At 52.4% G+C, this 20,148-nt stretch carries 15 protein-coding genes; 7 read left to right on the forward strand and 8 right to left on the reverse strand.

The window, feature by feature from the left end; translation table 11 throughout:
* Positions 1–47 precede the first annotated feature (47 nt).
* From BLX24_RS19760 to BLX24_RS19790, 7 genes are all read left to right on the forward strand, one after another.
* Positions 48–1,307 (forward strand): efflux RND transporter periplasmic adaptor subunit, encoded by a 1,260-nt coding sequence (locus tag BLX24_RS19760; RefSeq protein ID WP_071504924.1) that lies wholly within the window; start codon positions 48–50, stop codon positions 1,305–1,307.
* Complete coding sequence (locus tag BLX24_RS19765; protein ID WP_071504925.1) at positions 1,304–2,776, forward strand: TolC family protein; 1,473 nt, start codon at positions 1,304–1,306, stop codon at positions 2,774–2,776. Before BLX24_RS19760 ends, BLX24_RS19765 begins: the two co-directional genes overlap by 4 nt.
* Positions 2,777–2,778: 2 nt before the next feature.
* Entirely contained in the window at positions 2,779–3,465 is a 687-nt protein-coding gene (locus BLX24_RS19770; RefSeq protein WP_071504926.1) for an ABC transporter ATP-binding protein, read from the forward strand.
* Positions 3,459–4,706, forward strand: a complete 1,248-nt coding sequence (locus tag BLX24_RS19775) for an ABC transporter permease (protein WP_071504927.1) — start codon at positions 3,459–3,461, stop codon at positions 4,704–4,706. The genes BLX24_RS19770 and BLX24_RS19775 overlap by 7 nt, the downstream gene beginning before the upstream one ends.
* A gap of 88 nt (positions 4,707–4,794) precedes the next feature.
* Positions 4,795–5,946 carry an ABC transporter permease gene (locus tag BLX24_RS19780; RefSeq protein ID WP_071504928.1) on the forward strand — a complete coding sequence of 384 codons (1,152 nt, stop codon included), beginning with the start codon at positions 4,795–4,797 and terminating at the stop codon, positions 5,944–5,946.
* Positions 5,947–5,958: 12 nt separating this feature from the next.
* On the forward strand, positions 5,959–7,347 hold the full coding sequence (locus tag BLX24_RS19785; RefSeq protein WP_071504929.1) for a sigma-54-dependent transcriptional regulator: 1,389 nt from the start codon (positions 5,959–5,961) through the stop codon (positions 7,345–7,347).
* A gap of 60 nt (positions 7,348–7,407) precedes the next feature.
* Entirely contained in the window at positions 7,408–8,709 is a 1,302-nt protein-coding gene (locus BLX24_RS19790; RefSeq protein WP_071504930.1) for a sensor histidine kinase, read from the forward strand.
* A gap of 5 nt (positions 8,710–8,714) precedes the next feature.
* On the opposite strand, the gene BLX24_RS19795 is transcribed toward BLX24_RS19790, so the two are convergent.
* The 8 genes from BLX24_RS19795 to BLX24_RS19830 all read right to left on the reverse strand — a co-directional run bounded on the left by BLX24_RS19795 (position 8,715) and on the right by BLX24_RS19830 (position 20,147).
* On the reverse strand, positions 8,715–9,401 hold the full coding sequence (locus tag BLX24_RS19795; protein WP_310590794.1) for a response regulator transcription factor: 687 nt from the start codon (positions 9,399–9,401) through the stop codon (positions 8,715–8,717).
* 240 nt (positions 9,402–9,641) lie between these two features.
* Complete coding sequence (locus tag BLX24_RS19800) at positions 9,642–11,123, reverse strand: MFS transporter (protein ID WP_071504931.1); 1,482 nt, start codon at positions 11,121–11,123, stop codon at positions 9,642–9,644.
* 192 nt (positions 11,124–11,315) lie between these two features.
* A complete protein-coding gene (locus tag BLX24_RS19805) occupies positions 11,316–12,788 on the reverse strand; it encodes an efflux transporter outer membrane subunit (RefSeq protein WP_071504932.1) in 1,473 nt (490 codons plus the stop codon).
* Positions 12,769–15,951, reverse strand: a complete 3,183-nt coding sequence (locus BLX24_RS19810) for an efflux RND transporter permease subunit (protein ID WP_071504933.1) — start codon at positions 15,949–15,951, stop codon at positions 12,769–12,771. Before BLX24_RS19810 ends, BLX24_RS19805 begins: the two co-directional genes overlap by 20 nt.
* A 124-nt stretch (positions 15,952–16,075) precedes the next feature.
* Positions 16,076–17,257, reverse strand: a complete 1,182-nt coding sequence (locus tag BLX24_RS19815; RefSeq protein ID WP_071504934.1) for an efflux RND transporter periplasmic adaptor subunit — start codon at positions 17,255–17,257, stop codon at positions 16,076–16,078.
* Between the two features lie 271 nt (positions 17,258–17,528).
* Positions 17,529–17,942 (reverse strand): hypothetical protein, encoded by a 414-nt coding sequence (locus BLX24_RS19820; RefSeq protein WP_143092726.1) that lies wholly within the window; start codon positions 17,940–17,942, stop codon positions 17,529–17,531.
* Positions 17,943–18,238: 296 nt separating this feature from the next.
* Positions 18,239–18,730, reverse strand: a complete 492-nt coding sequence (locus tag BLX24_RS19825; protein WP_071504936.1) for a GtrA family protein — start codon at positions 18,728–18,730, stop codon at positions 18,239–18,241.
* Between the two features lie 112 nt (positions 18,731–18,842).
* Complete coding sequence (locus BLX24_RS19830; protein WP_071504937.1) at positions 18,843–20,147, reverse strand: sterol desaturase family protein; 1,305 nt, start codon at positions 20,145–20,147, stop codon at positions 18,843–18,845.
* Position 20,148 lies beyond the last annotated feature (1 nt).

Genomic DNA, 20,148 nt, shown 5'->3' on the forward strand with positions numbered 1-20,148 from the left:
GTTTGGCACTGCGTTGGCTAATAGATATGGCGTAACGCAACAAATCAATGGACAAAGAGTTATCACCTGAAATCACAAGCCGCTCCCGAACCCGCCGGGGGATAACGGTGGCCGTCATTGGCGTAGTGGTGGTGGCCGGTTTAATCTATTTCCGGTCATTACTGCAAACGTCGGTTGATGCCGACCGGATCCGCATCGGTACGGCCGACGTAGGGCCGGTCGAAAATACCCTTACCGCAACCGGCGAAGTCATTCCGGCCTATGAACAAATCATTACCAGCCCGATCCGGGCCAGTATCCGCCGGATCCTGCTCACACCCGGCGCACGGGTAAAGCCGGGGCAGGCCATCATCGAACTTGATAAGTCGCTGAGTCAGATTGAGCTTGAAAAGCTGAAAGACCAGCTGGCGCTGAAGCAGAACAGCATTGAGCAGCTTCGGATGAAGCTCAATAAAAACCTCTACGATGCCGATATCAGCGATCAGATTAAAGCGCTGAACATTAACAGGCTACGGGCCGAAGTCGACGATGCCAAACGCCTGCTGAAAGTCGGTGGCAGTACGCAGGAAGACGTAACCCGCGCCGAAAATACCCTCCGGATTGCCCTGCTTGAAAAAAAACAACTTGAAAATGAACTAACCTACAACCGGCAGTCGATGGGGGCCAGCCTGAAAGAAACTCAGCTCCAGGCACAGATTGAATCGACAAACCTGAAAGTACTGGATCATAAACTGAAACAGGCTGATATTCTGGCCGACCGCGCCGGGGTACTGACTTGGGTAAACGACCACGTAGGGTCGGCCGTTAATGAGGGCGACATGCTGGCAAAACTGGCCGACCTGGGTAGTTTCAAAATCGATGGCTCTGCTTCGGATGTGTATGCCGATCAGCTGAAAACGGGCTTGCCGGTCGTGGTAAAAATCAACGATACCAACCTGCGCGGAACCATTATGCAGGTAAAACCGAGTGTACAGAACAACACCGTTCAGTTTGCGATACAGCTCGACGACAACCGGCATGCCTCGCTGCGACCCAATATGAAGGTTGAGGTTTTTGTGGTGACCAACAGCAATGCACGGGCGGTCCGGGTAGCCAACGGACCGGTTTTTAAAGGTAAACGCCGGCAGTCTGTTTTTGTGCTGAGCGGTACTAATAAAGCCATCCGCCGCGAAGTAGAAATCGGACTCACAAGCTTTGATTTTGTCGAAATTAAAAGCGGGTTGCAGGCGGGTGAAAAAATCATCATCACCGACACGAGCGAATTCGAACACCTGGACGAACTGACCATTAATCCCGTTGACAAATGAGCCATGACCTGATTGCTGTCCGGAAGCTGGTTATGGTGCTGGCGGGTTGGCTGACTTGGCACATTGCCGTTGCCCAGCCTCAACTGCTGACCCTCGAAGAAACCGTATTACTGGCCAAACAACAGTCGGTGGCTGCGCAACAGGTCCGGACGCAGTTTAAAACCAATTACTGGAAATACCGCTCGTTTCTGGCCGACTATAAACCACAGCTAAGCCTGGACGGCTACCTGCCGAGTTTTACGCGTTCGTATACGCAGGTGACGCAGCCCGACGGAACGATCAATTTCGTCCCGATTTCGAATAACAACTCGTTGCTGAATCTGGCCCTGACCCAAAACATTCCGATGACAGGCGGATCGGTTTTCGTGCAGAAACAGTTGCAGCGGTTCGATGATTTTCAGCGCAATAACACGCTCTACAACGGAATTCCGTTTGCGGTGGGGATACAGCAGCCGCTGTTCCGGTTCAATACCATGAAGTGGGACCGCAAAATTGAACCGATCCGGTACCAGGAAAGCAACCAGCAGGCCATCGAGGGGCTGGAGCAGGTGTCGGTTAATGTGACATCGCTCTATTTCGACCTGCTGGTGTCGCAGGTAAACCTGCAGATCGCGGAGAAGAACCGCAGTAATAACGACACGCTGTACAAAATTGCGCAGGAGAAGATGAAGCTGGGCAAGCTCTCGCAGAATGACCTGCTGCAGCTTCAGTTAGGATTGCTGACGGCGCAGAAAGACCTCGCTTCGGCCCGGCAAACGGCGGAGGTGGCGACCCTGAAGCTGAAAACATACATCGGCTACCGCGATCAGACCAGCTCGCGCAGCCTGATTCTGGATATTCCGTCGCAGCTGACCGACTTTACGGTCGATATGGCAACGGCCTTGAAGCAGGCGTTTTCGAACCGGTCGGCGGCCATTGCCTTTCGGCGCCGCAAGCTCGAAGCCGACCGTGACCTCGATAAGGCCAAACGCGATAACGGCCTGAATGCCACGCTGAATGCGGCTTTTGGGTTGTCGAACCGTGGTCAGCGCCCGACCGACATTTACCGGCAACCGCAGGACCGGGAGTTTCTGGAGGTGCAGTTTACACTGCCAATCATGACGTGGGGGCGTGCCCAGGCCCGTACCGAAACGGCCCGTGCCAATCAGCAGTTTGCCGAGCAGGCCATTGAGCAGGATAAACTCACATTCGAACAGGAGATCTACACGCAGGTAACACTTCTGCAAATGCTCCGGCAGCAGGTGAAACTCACCGCCGAGGCCGACAAGATCGGTAGTGAGCGCTACCAGATTGCCCAGAACCGGTTTCTGCTCAGCGATCTGAGTGTGACCGACTTAGGTATTGCCACGCAGGAAAAAGACCGGGCCCGCCGCGATTATATTCTGGCCTTACGGGATTACTGGCAGGCCTACTACAGCCTGCGCCTGCTGACACTGTATGATTTTGAACGAAACGAGAAACTAAAGTAAACATGATATCACTAACGAACATCGAAAAAGTCTACCGGACCAGCACCATTGAGACGCTGGCGCTTAACAACATTAACCTGCACATCGGGCAGGGCGAGTTTGCATCGATCATGGGGCCGTCGGGCTGCGGGAAAAGTACGCTGCTCAACATTATCGGCCTGCTGGACGCACCGAGCAAAGGCAGCATCAGCGTGGGCGGGCAGCCGGTGACCAGCTACAGCGATCAGGAAATGGCGCGGCTGCGGAACCAGCGGCTGGGTTTTATTTTCCAGAGCTTTCACCTCATCAACGACCTGTCGGTGCTCGACAACGTGGAAATTCCGTTGCTGTACCGTAAGCAGATTTCAGCGGCCCAACGGCGGCAGATGGCGCAGGAAGCCCTCGAGCGCGTCGGCCTCAGCAACCGCGTCAAACACTTCCCGAAACAGCTGTCGGGCGGGCAGAAACAGCGCGTCGCCATTGCCCGTGCCATCGTCGGCCGCCCCGAAATCATCCTGGCCGATGAGCCGACGGGAAACCTTGACAGTGTGATGGGTAACGAAATCCTGTCGATTCTGCAAGGGCTGAACAACGACGGGGCCACGATTGTGATGGTGACGCATGACGAAGCGATGGCCAAAAAAACGCACCGGCTGATCCGGCTTTTTGATGGTACGATGGTAGGCGATACAACATTAACACTATGCTAGCAAACTACATAAAAATCGCCTGGAAGGTATTGCTGCGGCATCCGTTCTATACCTTCATTACCCTGTTCGGCATCAGCCTGACGCTGACTGTGCTGATGGTACTGACCTCGTTTATTGATCACCTCGTTGGTAGTCATTATCCGGAAACAAATCGTAACCGGTCGCTCTATATTGAAAAAATGGTGTTAAGGGATTCTAGCCGCTCGTCGCAAAACTCGGGCCCGATGAGTTTTAAATTCCTGACACAGTATGCCAAAACCCTGAAAACGGCCGAAAAAGTGACTATTACCAGCTTTTTCCGGACCTCTAATGCCTATGCCGGTGCGCAGAAAATCAAGCTGAATACCAAGTATACCGACGCGGCGTTCTGGGAAGTCATGAATTTTACCTTTCTCGAAGGCAAACCCTATAATGAACAGAACATCCGCAATGGGGAGCTGGTCGCCGTAATCACGGATGATTTCCGCCGCCAGTATTTCAGCGATTTGTCGGAGCCTGTGGTCGGGAAGGATATTGAAGTAGAAAGCATTCATTACAAGGTGATTGGTGTTGTGAAAGGCAGCCCGCCGACACGGATTTTCTCATACGCTGATATTTATTTCCCCTATACGGTTCCGAAAAGCAACTATGAGCAGGATGACATCATGGGGGGCTATGTGGCAGTGGTTCTGGCCAACAAGGCATCTGACCGGAAAGCGGTTCAGGAGGAATTTCAGGATAAAATCCGGCGGATTCCGCTGCCAGGCAACCGGAATGGCTTTAAGTATGATATTGCCGAAGTCGGCTGTGCGCCTTATGTCGAAAGTATGCTGAGCATTTTTATGGAGGGCGGACCGCAGGTAAAGGTAATCTTCTATAGCGTCATCGCTTTCCTGATGTTTATGCTGATGGGCTTACCGGCCATTAACCTGGTCAACGTAAATGTCAGCCGGATCATGGAGCGCTCGTCGGAAATCGGTATCCGCAAAGCCTTCGGGGCACCGATCCGGACGCTGCTCATGCAGTTTATCGTCGAAAACATCTTTATTACGTTTATCGGCGGCACTATTGCACTGGTTCTGACGCTCATTACGATCTATTTGATCAACCAAAGCGGCTGGATTGCCTATGCCGATCTGACTATCAACCTGAATGTATTTCTGGTGAGCATCGGTGTCTGTCTGTTATTCGGGTTGCTCTCCGGCGTAGCGCCTGCCTTACGCATGTCTAAACTGTCGATTGTTGAAGCACTTAAATCATAATTACTGAATGGCGATTGAGTGATTGAGTGAAGCGTTTACCGCATACTTTAACACTCAATCACTCAATCGCACAATCTCTCAATAAACCATGATCCGTCATCTTTTTCGATTAATATGGAATAAAAAGAAAACCCATGCCTTGCTGATGGTAGAAATTTGGGCGTCTTTTCTGGTCCTGTTCGGGCTGGCTTCCATGATTGTGTTTAACGTCAGCAACTATGTGGAACCACTGGGTTTTACCTATGAACGTGTCTGGGCGGTTGATTTCAATAATAACCAGGACACAACGGCCATTCCGGATAAAGTGAATACCATTTTGCAGCGGCTGAAGGCCTATCCTGAGGTAGAGTCGGTGTCGCGGATGAGTTCCAATTTTCCGTTTTCGGCTAGTACGATGAATAATGGCGTTGATTACAAGAAGCGCCATGTGATGGCTCACTTTTATACAACTGACGCCGCGTTTGCCCAAACACTGGATATGCCACTGGTGGCCGGGCGTTGGTACACAAAGGCTGATTTAGGCGGAAAGTACAAGCCGGTAGTCATTAACCGCAAAGCGCAGGAGGCCCTGTTTGTGGATGAAAACCCGCTGGGTAAGGTCTTCAGCAATTTCCGGGTAGTAGGCGTTATTGACAATTTCAAGGCTAAAGGTGAATTCATGACCAATGCGCCGGCGGTATTTGAGATGATGGACGGTAAAAATACCTGGGACAAAATTTATCTGGTAAAAACAAAGCCCGGGACCGATGCCATGTTCGAGGCCAGGCTGGTGAAAGAAATGTCGACGATGTTGGTCGGCTGGAATGTAGAGGTGAACCCATTGATTGACTCCCGGAAAAACCAGCATAACCTGACATTGGTACCGGTGATTATCTTCCTGATTGTCTGTTCGTTTTTGCTGATTAATGTGGCTCTGGGTTTGTTTGGGGTACTGAACCTGAGCATTGCTAAACGCCGTTCGGAGATCGGTCTGCGCCGGGCTATCGGGGCTACGGCGAAGAATGTGTCGTGGCAGTTTGTCGCTGAAATCTGGGTGCTGGCAACCTTCAGCCTGCTGTTCGGCCTGCTGTTTGCCGTTCAGTTTCCGCTGATGCATGTATTCGATCTGGCATCGGGTGTGTATATTGGGGCAATTGCCCTGGCGGTGGGCATCATTTACGGACTGGTAACCCTCTGTGCGCTGTTTCCGAGCCGGCAAGCCGCCACGATTCACCCGGCCGTTGCGCTGCACGAGGAGTAAGAGAAATGCCCCATGCTGCTGTTGATCGACGACGATATTGCGGTACAAACATCCCTTTCGCTGCTGTTGCGGAAGAATGGGTTTGATGTGATTACGGCCGGAACGCCGGACAAAGCCCTGGATGCCCTTGCTGCCAACGAACCCGAACTGGTGTTGCTCGATATGAACTTTTCGATCAATACGTCGGGGGAGGAAGGGTTGCGGCTCCTCGACGTGGTCCGGCGGATGCATCCGGCCGTACCGGTTATTCTCATTACGGGATGGGGTAGCATTGACCTGGCCGTGCGCGGGATGAAGGCCGGGGCACAGGACTTCATCACCAAGCCGTGGCAGAATGACCACCTTATGCAGTCGATCCGGACGCTGCTGAATCTGGCCCGTAAAGAGCCCGATACCAGCGAGCAGACGGTAACGGGCTCTCGCCGGAAAGTAGACCGGAAGCATGCCTTCGACCAGATTATCGGCAACGACAGCAAGCTGATCGCCATCCTGGAAACCATTGGGCGGGTAGCCCCGACAGACGCTTCGGTCCTGATTACCGGCGAAAGCGGAACCGGTAAGGAACTGATAGCCGAAGCCGTTCACCAGAACAGTAAACGGCGGACCAAACCGTTTGTGAAGGTCAATCTGGGTGGTGTATCGGCAACTCTGTTTGAAAGCGAGCTTTTCGGACACGTCCGCGGGGCCTTTACTGATGCCCGCACCGACCGGACCGGCCGCTTTGAACTAGCCGATAAAGGCACCATTTTTCTGGACGAAATCGGGGAGCTGGATCCGGCCAGCCAGGTAAAGTTGCTGCGGGTGTTGCAGGACCGGACGTTTGAGCCCCTGGGAAGCAGCCGCAGCAAACTGGTCGATGTGCGGGTGATCTGCGCCACCAACCGTAATCTGGAAGAGATGGTTGCCCGGGGTGAGTTTCGTGAAGACTTGTTTTACCGCATCAACCTGATTACCGTGAGGTTGCCGGCCTTGCGCGAACGCCCCGACGATATTCCGGCGCTGGTCGAGTATTTTGTCAACAACCTCAAAATGATTTACGACCGGCCAATGCTGCGGGTCAGCAACAACGCCCTGAACTGGCTGAAAACGCTGCCGTTGCCTGGTAATATTCGTCAGCTTAAAAACATTGTGGAACGGACGGTTCTGCTGGCTACGCGGAATGTGCTCGATGTCGAAGACTTTCAGGTGCATATCAGTGCGTCTGGTGGCCGGGCCAGTCAGCATCTGCCAGAAGTCGGGACCATGACCCTCGATCAGATGGAGTACGAAATGATCCGGCGGGCCATGGTACTGCACAACAACCAGGTGTCGAAAGTAGCCCGTGCGCTGGGCATTACCCGCTTTGCCTTGTATCGGCGTCTCGAAAAATTTGGCTTTCAGGATTATAAAGCGGAGGAGTAACGGGATGCTGGATGGTGCTGGATGCTGGATGGTGCTGGGGGAGGATGAATTTTTGTAACAATGAAAAAACAGGTCAGAGTATCACTGCGCGTGCAGTTTATGCTGTACATTATTGTCATTCATCTGGGGCTGATTTACCTGATCTTTCAGTGGGTGTATAAAGACAAACTGATCTTTATCGCTTCTGAGGTCATTGTGCTGCTGTCTGTTTTTGTGGCTATCTATCTCTACAATAACTTCAGAAAGCCAATTGATTTTATTGCGCAGGGGATTGAAAGTATTCGGGATAAAGATTTTACGACCAAGTTTGTGCCAACCGGTAAAAGCGAAATCGATCAGCTGATAGCGGTCTATAATCTGATGATCGATCAACTGAGGCAGGAACGTACACGCCAGATGGAACAGCAATTTTTTCTCGAAAAACTCATTGATGCCGCCCCGATTGCCATCCTGGTCTTTGATTTTGACGATCGGATTTCGACCGTAAATCCCAAAGCGGTCGAATGGCTGCAACTGCCGGCGCAAGCCCTTGTCGGAAAGACGGTACAGACGATCAGCCACCCGTTGGCCAACCCGCTGGCAAGCCTGGCCGATGCCGAAAGCCGTACCATCAAAGTCAATGGCATTGAGACGTACCGGGTGCAGAAATCGCACTTCATGGACCGGGGTTTCCGGCGGTCGTTTATCATTGTTGCCGAGATGACACAGGCCATTCTGGAAACCGAAAAGCTGGCCTACGGCAAGGTGATCCGGATGATGGCCCACGAAGTCAATAACTCGATCGGGGCGGTAAACTCGATTCTGGATGTCACAAAAAGCGTATTGCAGGAAGAAGCCCAGGAGGATGTTTCGCATGCCGTGCAGGTAGCCATTGAGCGCAACGACCGGCTTAGCTTGTTTATGCGCCGGTTTGCCGATGTGGTCCGGCTGCCGGTACCACAGCCGGTAGCCAACGACTGGGTAGAGGTCACCCGTTCGATGGTGCAGCTGATGATACCCCGCGCTGAAGCCGGGGGCATCCGGATGACGTTCGCCACCCACGTTTCCGGCCTGATCCGGTTAATCGACCGCGTTCAGATTGAGCAAACCCTGGTCAATATCATTAAGAACGCCATTGAAGCCTGTGTGGCGGGGCAGGTTGTTGAGGTAGCGGTTTATGCCGACCACGTGGTGATCCGCGACAACGGGCAGCCGATTGATCCGGTGGTAGCGGCCAATTTGTTTAATCCGTTTTACAGCACCCGGCCCGAAGGGCAAGGCATCGGCCTCACATTAACGCGGGAAATTCTGCTGAACCATAGCCTGACCTTTTCGCTCAGGACCAATGCAGAGGGCTGGACCGAGTTTGTAATTAATGTGTAAGCCCTTCAGGGAAGGGTCGGGTCTTTAAGCATGTAGCCAATGCCAATGATGGTATAGATCAGTTTGGGCGAAAAATGCTTGTCAATTTTCCGGCGGAGGTAGTTGATGTATACGTCAATCATGTTGATACTGGAGCCGACATTTAGTTTCAGAATGCGTTCATACATGTTCACACGGGAAATAATGCGGTTTTTGTTGAGCAGCAGATACTCAAGCATGGCATATTCGCGGGCCGTCAGGTCAATCGTTTGTCCGGATCGGGTCACCTGCCTGGTATGCCCGTTGAGCTCCAGATCCGCGATGCGTAGGGTTTGGTTGGTACTGACTTCCTTAAAACGGGTATAAAGTGACAGAATGCGCGTGTGCAGCTCATCAATCAGAAAGGGCTTGGTCAGGTAGTCACTGGCGCCGGTCGCATATCCGTCTTTTTTGTGCGCCAGACTCTCCAGCGCCGTTAGCATCAGAACCGGTATCTGGGGCTTATCCGTACGCAATAGCTGACAGACCTGAAAGCCGCTGAGCAGCGGCAGGTTAATGTCCAGTATCACCACGTCATAATCATATTCAAGGGCCATAGAAAGCCCGCTTTGGCCGTCGTAAGCCGTATCTACACGGTAGCCTAACTGCATCAATCCTTTTCGTACGGCTATGCTGAGTTTATCCTCATCTTCAATCAATAAGAGTTTCATCATAATGGACGAAGGCTTATTTAAAATTATTCCCTGAACAGGTCTGAATGCCAGGTCGAAAATGGTGATAATGTAGCCTGAAGGCATTAAAATGAGGTGAAATTTATGGTGGCGCCCTACAAAAGAAGCCATGGTTAGGCCCTGTATCCCGAATATTGGTTACGGGAAAGAGAGTAGTAATGCCATCACAGCAGCTGGAATGACCCGGCCCCGGGGTGGCTTTATGCTACGGTTTGTATAGTGCTACTCTATAGTCCCGTCGGATTCCGGCAGCAGAAACACGCCGATCAGCGTCGTGAGTGCGGCCATGCCAAGGGGGTACAGCAAGCCGGCAAACTGATTGCCGGTCGATGAAATCAGCGCCGTGGCAATAAACGGCGTGAGGCCCCCGAAAATGCCGTTCCCGATGTGGTAGGGCAGGGAAAGAGACGTGTAGCGGATGCGCGTCGGGAACAATTCAACGAGGTAGGCCGCAATCGGTCCGTAGGCCATTGCAACAATAAATACCTGAATAAATACCCAAACAATAAGCCGGTTACGTGAACCGCTGCTGAGGTAGATGACCGTTTTCGGCCGGGAGTCAGGCTCATCCGGAAGCTGTGTGATGACTTCTGAGGAACCATCTGCAAACATTCTGGTCTCCGTCCGGACAGCCTTACCGGCTTCAATGCGCTGGTTAACAGTAGTCTGTGTAACGGCCTTGCCCGCCGGATCAATGGCCGCAGCCATATGCCGGTAGATCGGGTAAAAGGTCAGGGCGGCCAGGGCAAGCCCCGTCATCATCAGCTTTTTCCGGCTGATCCACGCCGATGTTTTTTTGTCGGACAACGATCCGAAGAAAACGGCAAACGGAGTCGCCAGCACAATGGCAACCAGCATAATCTGGTTCGTTTGCAGGAAATCAACGTGCATGATGGTGCCGATGAAGACGCTGGGGTAGAAGTGGGCCGTGTACCAGATGCAGCCGTAGCCTGCCGTGAGCCCGAAGAGCGTCAGCAGGACCAGCCGGCGGTTCTGCGGATTGACAAACGATTCCTTCAGCGGATTTTTCGATACTGTGTTTGTTGTTTTCAACTGCCTGAACAAGGGCGATTCGTCCATATTCTGCCGGATAAAATACGAGACAATCACCAGCAGGCCCGACAGCATGAAGGGAATGCGCCAGCCCCAGTCCTGAAAATCATCGGGCGACAGCAGGGTGCGGCAGGTGAAAATAACCCCAATCGACAACACCAGACCGATGGTGGCCGTCAGCTGAATAAGGCTGGTGTAAAAACCACGCCGGGTGTCGGGCGTATGCTCGGCCACGTAGGTTGTCGCTCCTCCGTATTCACCTCCGAGAGCGAGGCCCTGCACCAGACGCAGCAGCACAAGGAGGATGGGCGCAAAAACACCGATCCGGGCATAGTTGGGCACAAAGGCTACGGCAAACGTAGACCCGCCCATGAGCAGCAGCGTTACCAGAAAGGTATATTTCCGGCCGACCGTGTCGCCGAGCTTTCCGAAAACCAGTGCCCCGAACGGGCGTACGACAAAGCCAACGGCAAAGGTCGCCAGCGCTTCGAGCGTCTGCACCAGCGGGTTGTCGCTTTTCGGGAAAAACTGCGGGCCGATGACGGTGGCGGCCAGGCTACCGAAAATAAAAAAATCGTACCACTCGATGACTGTTCCGATACCGGAGGCCAGAATGATACGACGGAGTTGCGCGCTGCTGACTTCTTTCATGGGGTTTAGTTGCTGGTTGTTCTGGTTGTGACGACAACATAGCAACTTAAGGGAAAAAAGGCTCAGAACAAAAAAGTGGTGGCACGACTACGAGTCGTGCCACCACTAAACGCTCAGAACCATCAGCAACCCCGAACCAAAACACCCCAGAACTTCCAGCATCCAGTATCCAGAACTTCCAGTATCCGGCAACTAGTTCCACCCCCCGCCCAGGGAGCGGTACAGGTCAATCAGAGCGGTAAACTGGTTGCGTTTGGTATTGATTAAGGCTAACTGCGCTTCGAGCACGTTGCGCTGGGCCGTAATGACCTCCAGATAGGCCGCATACCCGCCCCGGAACAGTTCGTTGGAGACGCTAACGGATTGTTTCAGCACGTTGACTTCCTGATTTTGCAGATTGGCCACCTTCCGGTAGTTATCCAGCCCCTTCAGGCTGGTCGACACTTCACTGAATCCGGTCAGAACCGCTTTCTGGTAATTGTAGAAGGCAGCTTTGCTTTGCGCTTCCGAAATCAGCAAATTCGATTTGAGCAGGCGGCGGTTGAACACCGGGGCCGCTAAACCACCCAGAATACCGGCCGCCAGCGAGGCCGGATTAAACAGCACCGATGCCCGGAAGGCATTGAAACCCAGATAGGGCGACAGGGTGAGTGTCGGCAAGAACTGAGCCTGGGCTACGGCTATGTCGATGTTGGCGGCTTCCATTTCCAGTTCAGCCTGCCGGATGTCGGGGCGGCGACCCAGCATCTGCGACGAAATACCGGCGCTGATCTGCGACGGTAACCGCTGGTCCTGAATGAGCTGTTTACCGCGCGGAATCGGTTGCGGGTAGCGGCCCAGCAGCAGATTGAGCTGGTTTTCAAGCCGGACGATGTCCTGTTCTACCTGATGTTCGAGGGCTCTGGTGTTGAGGAGCTGGGCCGAGAACTGCTGTACGGCCAGCTCCGTGACACGACCGGCATCCTTCTGGACGTTAACCAGCTCAACCGCACGTTCCTGCAACTGGATGTTCTCCTGAATAATGTCCAGTTCACTGTCGTTGGCCAGCAATTCGTAATACAGCCGGGCTACTTCGGCCACAAGGGCAGTCGTAATCAGGTGTTTACTTTTCTCCGTGGCCAGCAGCCGGAGCTGAGCCGACTTGCGCTGGTTTTGCAGTTTTCCCCAGATGTCGAGCTCCCACGAACTGCGGAGGCCCAGAAAATAGTCGGGTGTCGGGTTCGGAATAACCCGTGGTCCGGAAATGCGGTCTGAGAAGTTAGTATCGTAGTTTCCGACGCCGTTCAGGGTGTATTTTCCGTACCGGTCAACCCCGGCCGAAACGACGGCGTTTACCTGTGGGGCCAGCAACCCTTTGGCATACTCGACATTGGCGCGGGCCACGGTGATACGCTGAATCGCCTGCTGAATGTCAGGATTTTTGGTCAGCGCCGTATCAATCAGACTGACCAGGTTCGCATCCTGAAAGAAGGTCCGCCAGCTCAGGTCGGCCACGCTGGTTGTGTCCTGACTCTTGCTGAAGGTTTTTGGCGTTGACAAGGTCGGCGACGCCGGTGGTACAATGGCCGTCCGGCAGCCCGTGAGCAGCGATCCGGTAAGCAGCAGGCCGGTCACGATGGTTTTGGCCCGGGGTATCTCAAGTCGTTTAATGAACGGTTGTTCCATTGGCATGATGTTCTGTATAGACCGGAGCCGCGTGTGGCTCATCGTCTTTCGGTGAGTTTGATTTGAATGTACCGGCTGCTTTAGCCATGATCACGTACAATCCCGGAATCAGGATGAGTCCGAAAACGGTGCCGATCAGCATTCCTCCGGCCGCAGCCGTCCCGATGGACCGGTTTCCCATCGCACCGGCACCCGAGGCAATACACAGCGGAATGAGCCCCATGATAAACGCAAAGGACGTCATCAGGATCGGGCGCAGCCGGGCAACGGAGCCTTCAATAGCGGCCTTAACAATCGGCAGGCCTTCTTTATGGCGCTGGTTGGCAAATTCAACGATCAGGATGGCGTTTTTACCCAGCAACCCGATCAGCATAACCAGCGATACCTGAGCATAGATGTTGTTTTGCAGACCAGCCAGCTGCAGGCAGAGGAATGAACCGAAGATTCCCGCCGGCAGCGACAGAATAACGGCCAGCGGCAGGAACACACTTTCGTACTGCGCCACCAGCAGCAGGTAGACGAAGACCAGACAGATGATAAAGATGTAAATCGCCTGATCGCCCGACAGGACCTCTTCGCGCGTCATGCCCGACCAGTCGAATGTATAGCCGCGCGGCAGTTCTCCGGCCACTTCCTGAATGGCTTTGATGGCGTCACCGCTACTGTAGCCATCGGCCGATTCGCCGTTGATCATGGCCGAAGTAAACATGTTATAGCGGGTCAGCTGTTCGGGTCCGTAGACACGCTTGAGGGTAACAAAGTTTGAATACGGCACCATCTCACCTTTACTGTTTTTAACCCGCATATTCAGCACATCTTCCGGTTTTGAGCGGAAACGCGGATCGGCCTGCACCATCACCTTGTACATCTGATTGAACCGGATGAAGTTCGACGCGTAAAAACTACCCATCAGCGTTTGCAGCGTACTCATGGCATTGTCGATCGAAATGCCTTTCTGAGCAGCCTTCTCCTGGTCTACTTCCAGCAGATACTGCGGGAAACTCGGGTCAAAGCTCGTAAAGGCGTTGCTGATTTCCGGGCGGGCTTTCAGTTTAGCGATAAACTGCTCGGCTACTTCTTTGGTCTTTTGCAGATTACCGGAGCCGGTGCGGTCCATGAGCCGGATTTCAAAACCGCTGGAGTTACCGAAGCCGGGAACCGTCGGCGGCGAGAAAAACTGAATGCTGGCATCGGTAATGGTTTTGGTTTTATCGGCCAGCTGCGCAATCACATCATCAACGGTTTCTTTCCGTTCGTCCCAGTGTTTCAGGTTAATCATGCCCATCCCGTATGAGGCACCGGCCCCGTCGGTCATCAGGCTAAGCCCCGCCAGTGTGGAGATGTTTTCCACCGATTCCAGGCCCGACGCTGCTTTTTCGATCTGGTCCATGACCTTTTCGGTCCGTTCGACGGTGGCGCCAACCGGGGTAGTTACGTTCACATAAATCATCCCCTGATCTTCGGTCGGGATAAAACCGGCCGGCAGGATGGTGTTAATGCCCCATGTGCCGGCAATGAAGGCCAGTAGCACGATCCAGGTTACTACGCTGCGGTTCACAAACGGTTTCAGCCAGCCTTTGTAACGGTCCGACAAGGCATCGTACCGCCGGTTGAATCCGGCGAAGAACCGGCCCATAAGCCCTTTACTTTCTCCATGATTGGCTTTCAGCATGATCGCGCACAGGGCGGGGGTAAGCGTGACAGCGTTAATCCCGGAAATCACAATGGATATAGCCAGCGTGAGCGAAAACTGACGGTAGAAAATCCCGACCGGACCCGACAGAAACGCCACCGGAATAAATACCGCCGACATGACCAGCGTGATGGCCACAATGGCCCCGCTGATTTCACCCATGGCTGCAAAGGTGGCGGCACGCGGCGATAAATGCGCCTCTGCCATTTTCGCATGCACGGCTTCCACGACGACAATCGCGTTATCGACGACAATACCGATAGCCAGCACCAGTGCAAACAACGTCAGGAGGTTGATGGAAAAGCCAATGGCACTCATGAAGGCAAACGTCCCGACGAGCGCTACCGGCACCGCCAGAGCGCAGATCAGCGTCGACCGCCAGTCCTGAATGAATAGGAATACAACGATGAATACCAGAATAAACGCCTCAATCAGCGTCCGGAGTACCTCATGAATCGAGGCGTCGAGGAAGCGCGACACGTCGTAGGCAAAGTTATATTCCATGCCCGGCGGGAAGTTGGTTTCCTTCAGTTCCGCCATGCGCTTTTTTACGCTGTTGATTACATCCTGTGCATTGGAACCGGGCCGCTGTTTGAGCATGATCGCTGCTGAAGGGCGACCGTCGGTTTTGGATAAAATACTGTAATCCTGCGAGCCGAATTCAACATCGGCAATGTCCTTCAGGCGAAGGATCGACCCATCATCGTTAACCCGGATCACCAGGTTCCGGTATTGATCGGGTTCGTTAAATTTACCGGAATAGCGGAGTACATACTGCAGCACCTGCGGGTTACGATCGGCGCTTTCGCCCGCCTTGCCGGGAGCTGCCTCCACGTTCTGGGCACGAATGGCCTGGACAACATCATCCGGAGAAATTTCGTAGACAGTCATGCGATCTGGTTTAAGCCATACCCGCATGGAGTATTCACGGGCACCGAGGATATCGACAAAACCCACCCCGTCGATCCGCTTTAATTCCGGAAAGATGTTGATGTCGGCAAAATTGTAAATAAACTTTTCGTCAACGTTGGGATCAGTGCTGGTAATGTTTAGATACAGCAGCATACTGTTGATTTCCTTTTCGGTGGTAACCCCCGCTTTGATTACTTCTTCCGGAAGTTCATCCAGTACGGTGGTTACCCGGTTCTGCACGTTTACGGCGGCCAGGTCGGGGTCCGTACCGACTTTAAAGAAAACCTGAATCAGCGTGGTTCCGTCGTTACCGGAAATCGCTGTCATATAGGTCATGTTGGGTACCCCGTTGATGGCCCGTTCGAGGGGCATTGCCACGGCTTTGGTCGATACTTCGGCATTGGCACCGGTGTACATGGCCGTTACGGTTACCGACGGCGGAACAATATCAGGAAACTGCGTAACGGGTAAGGAAAGTAAAGCCAGTACCCCCAACAACATAATCAGAATAGAGATTACGGCCGAAAGCAGCGGGCGTTTGATGAATATATTAAACATAAAGTCTCATCTGTTTTGATACGGAAAATGTACAATTCCCCCTACCCATCCGGAGGTTGGGGCGGTGGCAGTTGTAAGGAGAGGGCAAAAGCTGCTCAGGCGGTATACCTGAGCAGTGTGTGCATCATTGTACCGTGGTCAGCTTCTCATCAGCCTGATTCCGGATGATCTCAGACGCCGACGGCGTAACCGCCATCAGACTGTCCGGGGGGAGCAGGCGGGGCGTAATCTGCATGCCGTCGCGGATGCTCTGGATACCTTCGTACACAATCCGGTCGCCGGGAGCAAGGCCTGACTGAACCAGATAATAGTGTGATAGCCGGCTTTTCGGGACAAAACTTTTCATTTTGACCTTGTTGCTCTTATCCACTACGAAGACGTAATTCTTGTCCTGGATCTCAAAAACAGCTTTCTGCGGTACCAGAATGGCATTATCCACCTCATTGGCCAGGCGGATTTTGCCGGTAGCACCGTGTTTCAGCAGTTTTTCGGGGTTATCGAAACGGGCCCGGAACGCAATCGTACCCGAATTGCCTTCGAAAATGCTCTCCATCGTTTCAATCCGTCCTTTGTGGCCGTAGCGGGAATCATCCGCCAGCACCAGCTCGACCAGCTGGCCCTCGCCATGTGGTTTATTCTTATTCTTACGGATGTATTCGAGGTATTCTTTTTCGGAGACATTGAAGTAGGCATAGACCTCGCGGATATCGGATACCGTCGTGAGCAGGGCCCCTTCTTCGATCAGACTACCCATTTTGGAGGGAATCCGGTTAATGATGCCGTCGAACGGCGCACGGATACTAGCCTGTGACAGCCGGAGCGATGCATTGGCCTTCGCCGACTGCGCTTCGTCAATGGCGGCCTTGCCCGATTCCAGTTTGGATTTGGCCAGTTCAAGTTCGGAAGGGGAGACGACTTTCTTGTCGACCAGGAGTTTAACGCGGCCCAGTTCCACTTCGGCCGCTTTGGCAGCTGCCTCCGCACTTTTTAGCGCTGCCTCGGCTTTGGCCAGCTCGGTTTTATATTCAGCAGGGTTGATCTGAAACAGAAGCTGCCCTTTGCGGACAGCCATGCCTTCGTCAACAAATATTTTATCGAGAAAGCCCGATACCCGCGCTCTGATTTCGACATTGCGCGTGGCTTCGATATTGCCGACATATTCGCGGTGTAAGGTGGTCGATTGTTCAGCTAACTGAACGACGGGCAGAACCTGTTCGGTAGTTGCCTCGTTTTTTTTCTCTTCAGACGTACAGGCAGAAAAGAAAGCTGCCAGTACCATTGAGGTTGTAACGACGTGTATTTTCATAACTCTGGTTATAGATTCTGACTAACAGATTTGGAATGGCATACCATAGGCGGTCTGGTCAGTGCATGTGCATGACCTGCCTGGTGGTGCCTTACGTCGAAGCGTCTGCGGGAAAGCATTGGACAGGGCAATGCCTACCGGCTACGTTCGCCGACGTATTGCATTTGAATGCTGATAAGACCGAAAGGTGCTGATAACCGCGTTGTTAATGGCCGTCAATCGTCCATACAACAGAATGAGCCTGACCACGAGGGCAGGTCACGTCACGGTATCATGCATTCAGGCAAAAAGGCCTGGGTGGCATCGGGATAATATCCCGCGCACGGGTCAAAACCCGGGGTGGTGGTAGTTGTACAAATCTATGCGTTGGTAACTGCCTGATTGTAGGGCAGAACACAACCCCAACGACAGGATAGAAGAAAAAGTCCTGTTCCAGCTGGGTCACATCATAATCATCTTCGGCGTCGTCGTGCTCGGGGAAGGCATCGGTAAAGCCCAGCCATTCTTCGAGTACCAGTTCGCCTAAGCTCTCTATTTCATTTACGGATAAGTCTTCCCGTAACACGCCCATTGTACCATTGGGTGTGTTATAATCCGGTGCATCGATACTGACATTAATGACATGCAAAGCCATTAACAAACAGAAAATCTGACGCAGAAGTATACTTTTTTTCCGTTTTTCCATAGGAGCATCCTAACAAATATAAGCCTATAATAATACGGAATGTAAAAAAGCGTCTATTGGGGCCCATTTTCTATAATAAATATTGTTTTCTCATAAAAGGTTTCAATTTTTTTTAATTTAAATTTAATCATCATGTGTGTCTGCACGGTCATTCAGGGGGTAATCCGGTGCAAATGTCAATAGACACAAAATAATGAAAGCCGGAATGTTTAGTCCCGGCTTTCATTATTTTGTAAAAAATCTTACGCACACGAGACGCAAAATTTTGCGCACATGAGACGCAAGATATTGCGTCTCTACAGGCCTAGTAACCGCTTCAGCCGGTCGTAGAAACCGGTGTTCCGGAAGGTAAAGGTTTTATGCAGGATATAGTTGCTGACAAAACTCATGCCCATGCCGGAGATGTGGCCGAGAAGCTTGTTGATATGAACTTCTTTAACAGAATAAGGGATGGTATAGGTGTCGACCGGTAAGATGTTGGTAAGAATCATTCGGGCGAGGGCTGAACCGTAAACGGTAATTAAACCCGACACAATCGATACCAGTGTGTATTTCACCATTTCGCGCCGGGTTTTGCTGGAGTTCTTGGCGTTAAAGGCAAATAATTTGGTCAGTACGAAGCCGATGAAGAAGGAAGAGACATAGCCGACGGCCAGAGCACGCTCATATTCGAGCTGAAACCATTCCTGTAAAAGGCTCCCGATGAGAAGTTGTAGTAAAGCGCCGATGCCGGCAACAATAAAGTAAGCAAGTATATCTTTTCGGTTAAAAACTTCCTGTGATTTCATGTAAGAATGATAACAAAAAGTCGGCAAGTTAGCCGACTCTGTCATAAATCCCGGAATTTTGCGGATGAAATTATTGAATGTTTGAGCGTAGGGTATACGCCGGAAACAGCCATTAATGGGTATTCAACGTACTATAACTCTGACTTTTAGTTGCTTGTGTAACAAAGTTGTCCGGTGTAATGCCTTTTCTGACAAACCAGGCCGTAACGAGGGTTGACAGGACAAAATAGCCCGCAATCAGGTAAAGGCCCTGCGGGAAATAGTGATTGAGGCCGAACCAGTCTCCCGTACTGAACAAGAGATAGCTGCCAAATGCATTCTTCAGGATCTCCCAGCCCAGTGCGTTCGGGTTGTGGTCCATTAATTCGGTATAAGCATAGACCGTGAGGAAGATAAACCCGCCGTACAGGAAAATTCCGGGTACTTTTATCGTACCCAGATGCCCGAAAAAGTACATCAGAAACAGCAGTGTGATGCCGAACTGAATCCATGACCAGACTTTCAGGGCGCCGGAGCTCTTCGACTCGTACTTTACATAGCCGTATAAATCATCAATTTTCTCAACCGGATAGGTATCGGCTACATCGGCCGGTCGCCAGCCGGTCGGCATAAACCAGATCCGGAACTTGTCGCGGGTGTTTTGGGTACGCCATGCGTCTTTTGCCAGCAGCCACAAGTGCTGAAAATTGATTTTAACCGGATTCCAGGTGTTCGACGGGCGGGTAATGCCATAGACCGGCGGAACGTCGCGCAATTCTTCCTGAAATGTTCCGAAGAGCTTGTCCCAGAAAATGAATATCTGCGAGTGATTCCGGTCGAGATATTCCGGATTTATCGCATGGTGCACGCGGTGATGGGACGGGGTCACGAGAATTTTTTCCAGAAAGCCCATGCGGTCGATGTGCTGCGTGTGGTACCAGAACTGCGCAAAGAGGTGTAACGGGGCTACAATGCTGATAACCTGTGCCGGAACCCCCAGCACAGCCGCCGGTAACAGGAAAAACGTAAACAGGTTAACAAAAGACGAAATACTTTGCCGGAGCGCACAAGCCAGATTAAAGTCTTCGGAGCTATGGTGGATTGCGTGCTTGTTCCAGAAAAAGTTGATCTGATGCGCAATGCGGTGCACCCAGTACCCCTGAAAGTCCAGCACAAAAAAGGCGATCAGGTAGGTCCAGATAGTTGCCTTAATGTCGAACACTGCCAGATGATCGACCATCCAGGTATAGGTCAGCAGCGAAATGCTCAGTCCCAGTACATCTTTTGTGACGTTGGTAACCCCCGAACTCATGCTCGAAATCATGTCCATGGTGCGGTAAGTATCCTTGCCGCGCCAGCGTCCATACCACATTTCGGCCAGTACGGCCACCAGAAAGATGGGCATCGCAATCAAAAGCACCTGTCCGTATAGTTCCATT

The organism is Arsenicibacter rosenii (assembly GCF_001870735.1).
GTDB classification, from domain to species: Bacteria; Bacteroidota; Bacteroidia; order Cytophagales; family Spirosomataceae; genus Arsenicibacter; species Arsenicibacter rosenii.

Excerpts from the sequence above, each read along its gene's own strand:
- BLX24_RS19765 (WP_071504925.1), top strand. The coding sequence starts at position 1,304 with ATGAGCCATGACCTGATTGCTGTCCGGAAGCTGGTTATGGTGCTGGCG.
- BLX24_RS19805 (WP_071504932.1), bottom strand. The coding sequence starts at position 12,788 with ATGGAACAACCGTTCATTAAACGACTTGAGATACCCCGGGCCAAAACC.
- BLX24_RS19775 (WP_071504927.1), top strand. The coding sequence starts at position 3,459 with ATGCTAGCAAACTACATAAAAATCGCCTGGAAGGTATTGCTGCGGCAT.
- BLX24_RS19760 (WP_071504924.1), top strand. The coding sequence starts at position 48 with ATGGACAAAGAGTTATCACCTGAAATCACAAGCCGCTCCCGAACCCGC.
- BLX24_RS19800 (WP_071504931.1), bottom strand. The coding sequence starts at position 11,123 with ATGAAAGAAGTCAGCAGCGCGCAACTCCGTCGTATCATTCTGGCCTCC.
- BLX24_RS19790 (WP_071504930.1), top strand. The coding sequence starts at position 7,408 with ATGAAAAAACAGGTCAGAGTATCACTGCGCGTGCAGTTTATGCTGTAC.
- BLX24_RS19825 (WP_071504936.1), bottom strand. The coding sequence starts at position 18,730 with ATGAAATCACAGGAAGTTTTTAACCGAAAAGATATACTTGCTTACTTT.
- BLX24_RS19780 (WP_071504928.1), top strand. The coding sequence starts at position 4,795 with ATGATCCGTCATCTTTTTCGATTAATATGGAATAAAAAGAAAACCCAT.
- BLX24_RS19820 (WP_143092726.1), bottom strand. The coding sequence starts at position 17,942 with ATGGAAAAACGGAAAAAAAGTATACTTCTGCGTCAGATTTTCTGTTTG.
- BLX24_RS19770 (WP_071504926.1), top strand. The coding sequence starts at position 2,779 with ATGATATCACTAACGAACATCGAAAAAGTCTACCGGACCAGCACCATT.
- BLX24_RS19795 (WP_310590794.1), bottom strand. The coding sequence starts at position 9,401 with ATGATGAAACTCTTATTGATTGAAGATGAGGATAAACTCAGCATAGCC.
- BLX24_RS19785 (WP_071504929.1), top strand. The coding sequence starts at position 5,959 with ATGCTGCTGTTGATCGACGACGATATTGCGGTACAAACATCCCTTTCG.
- BLX24_RS19830 (WP_071504937.1), bottom strand. The coding sequence starts at position 20,147 with ATGGAACTATACGGACAGGTGCTTTTGATTGCGATGCCCATCTTTCTG.
- BLX24_RS19810 (WP_071504933.1), bottom strand. The coding sequence starts at position 15,951 with ATGTTTAATATATTCATCAAACGCCCGCTGCTTTCGGCCGTAATCTCT.
- BLX24_RS19815 (WP_071504934.1), bottom strand. The coding sequence starts at position 17,257 with ATGAAAATACACGTCGTTACAACCTCAATGGTACTGGCAGCTTTCTTT.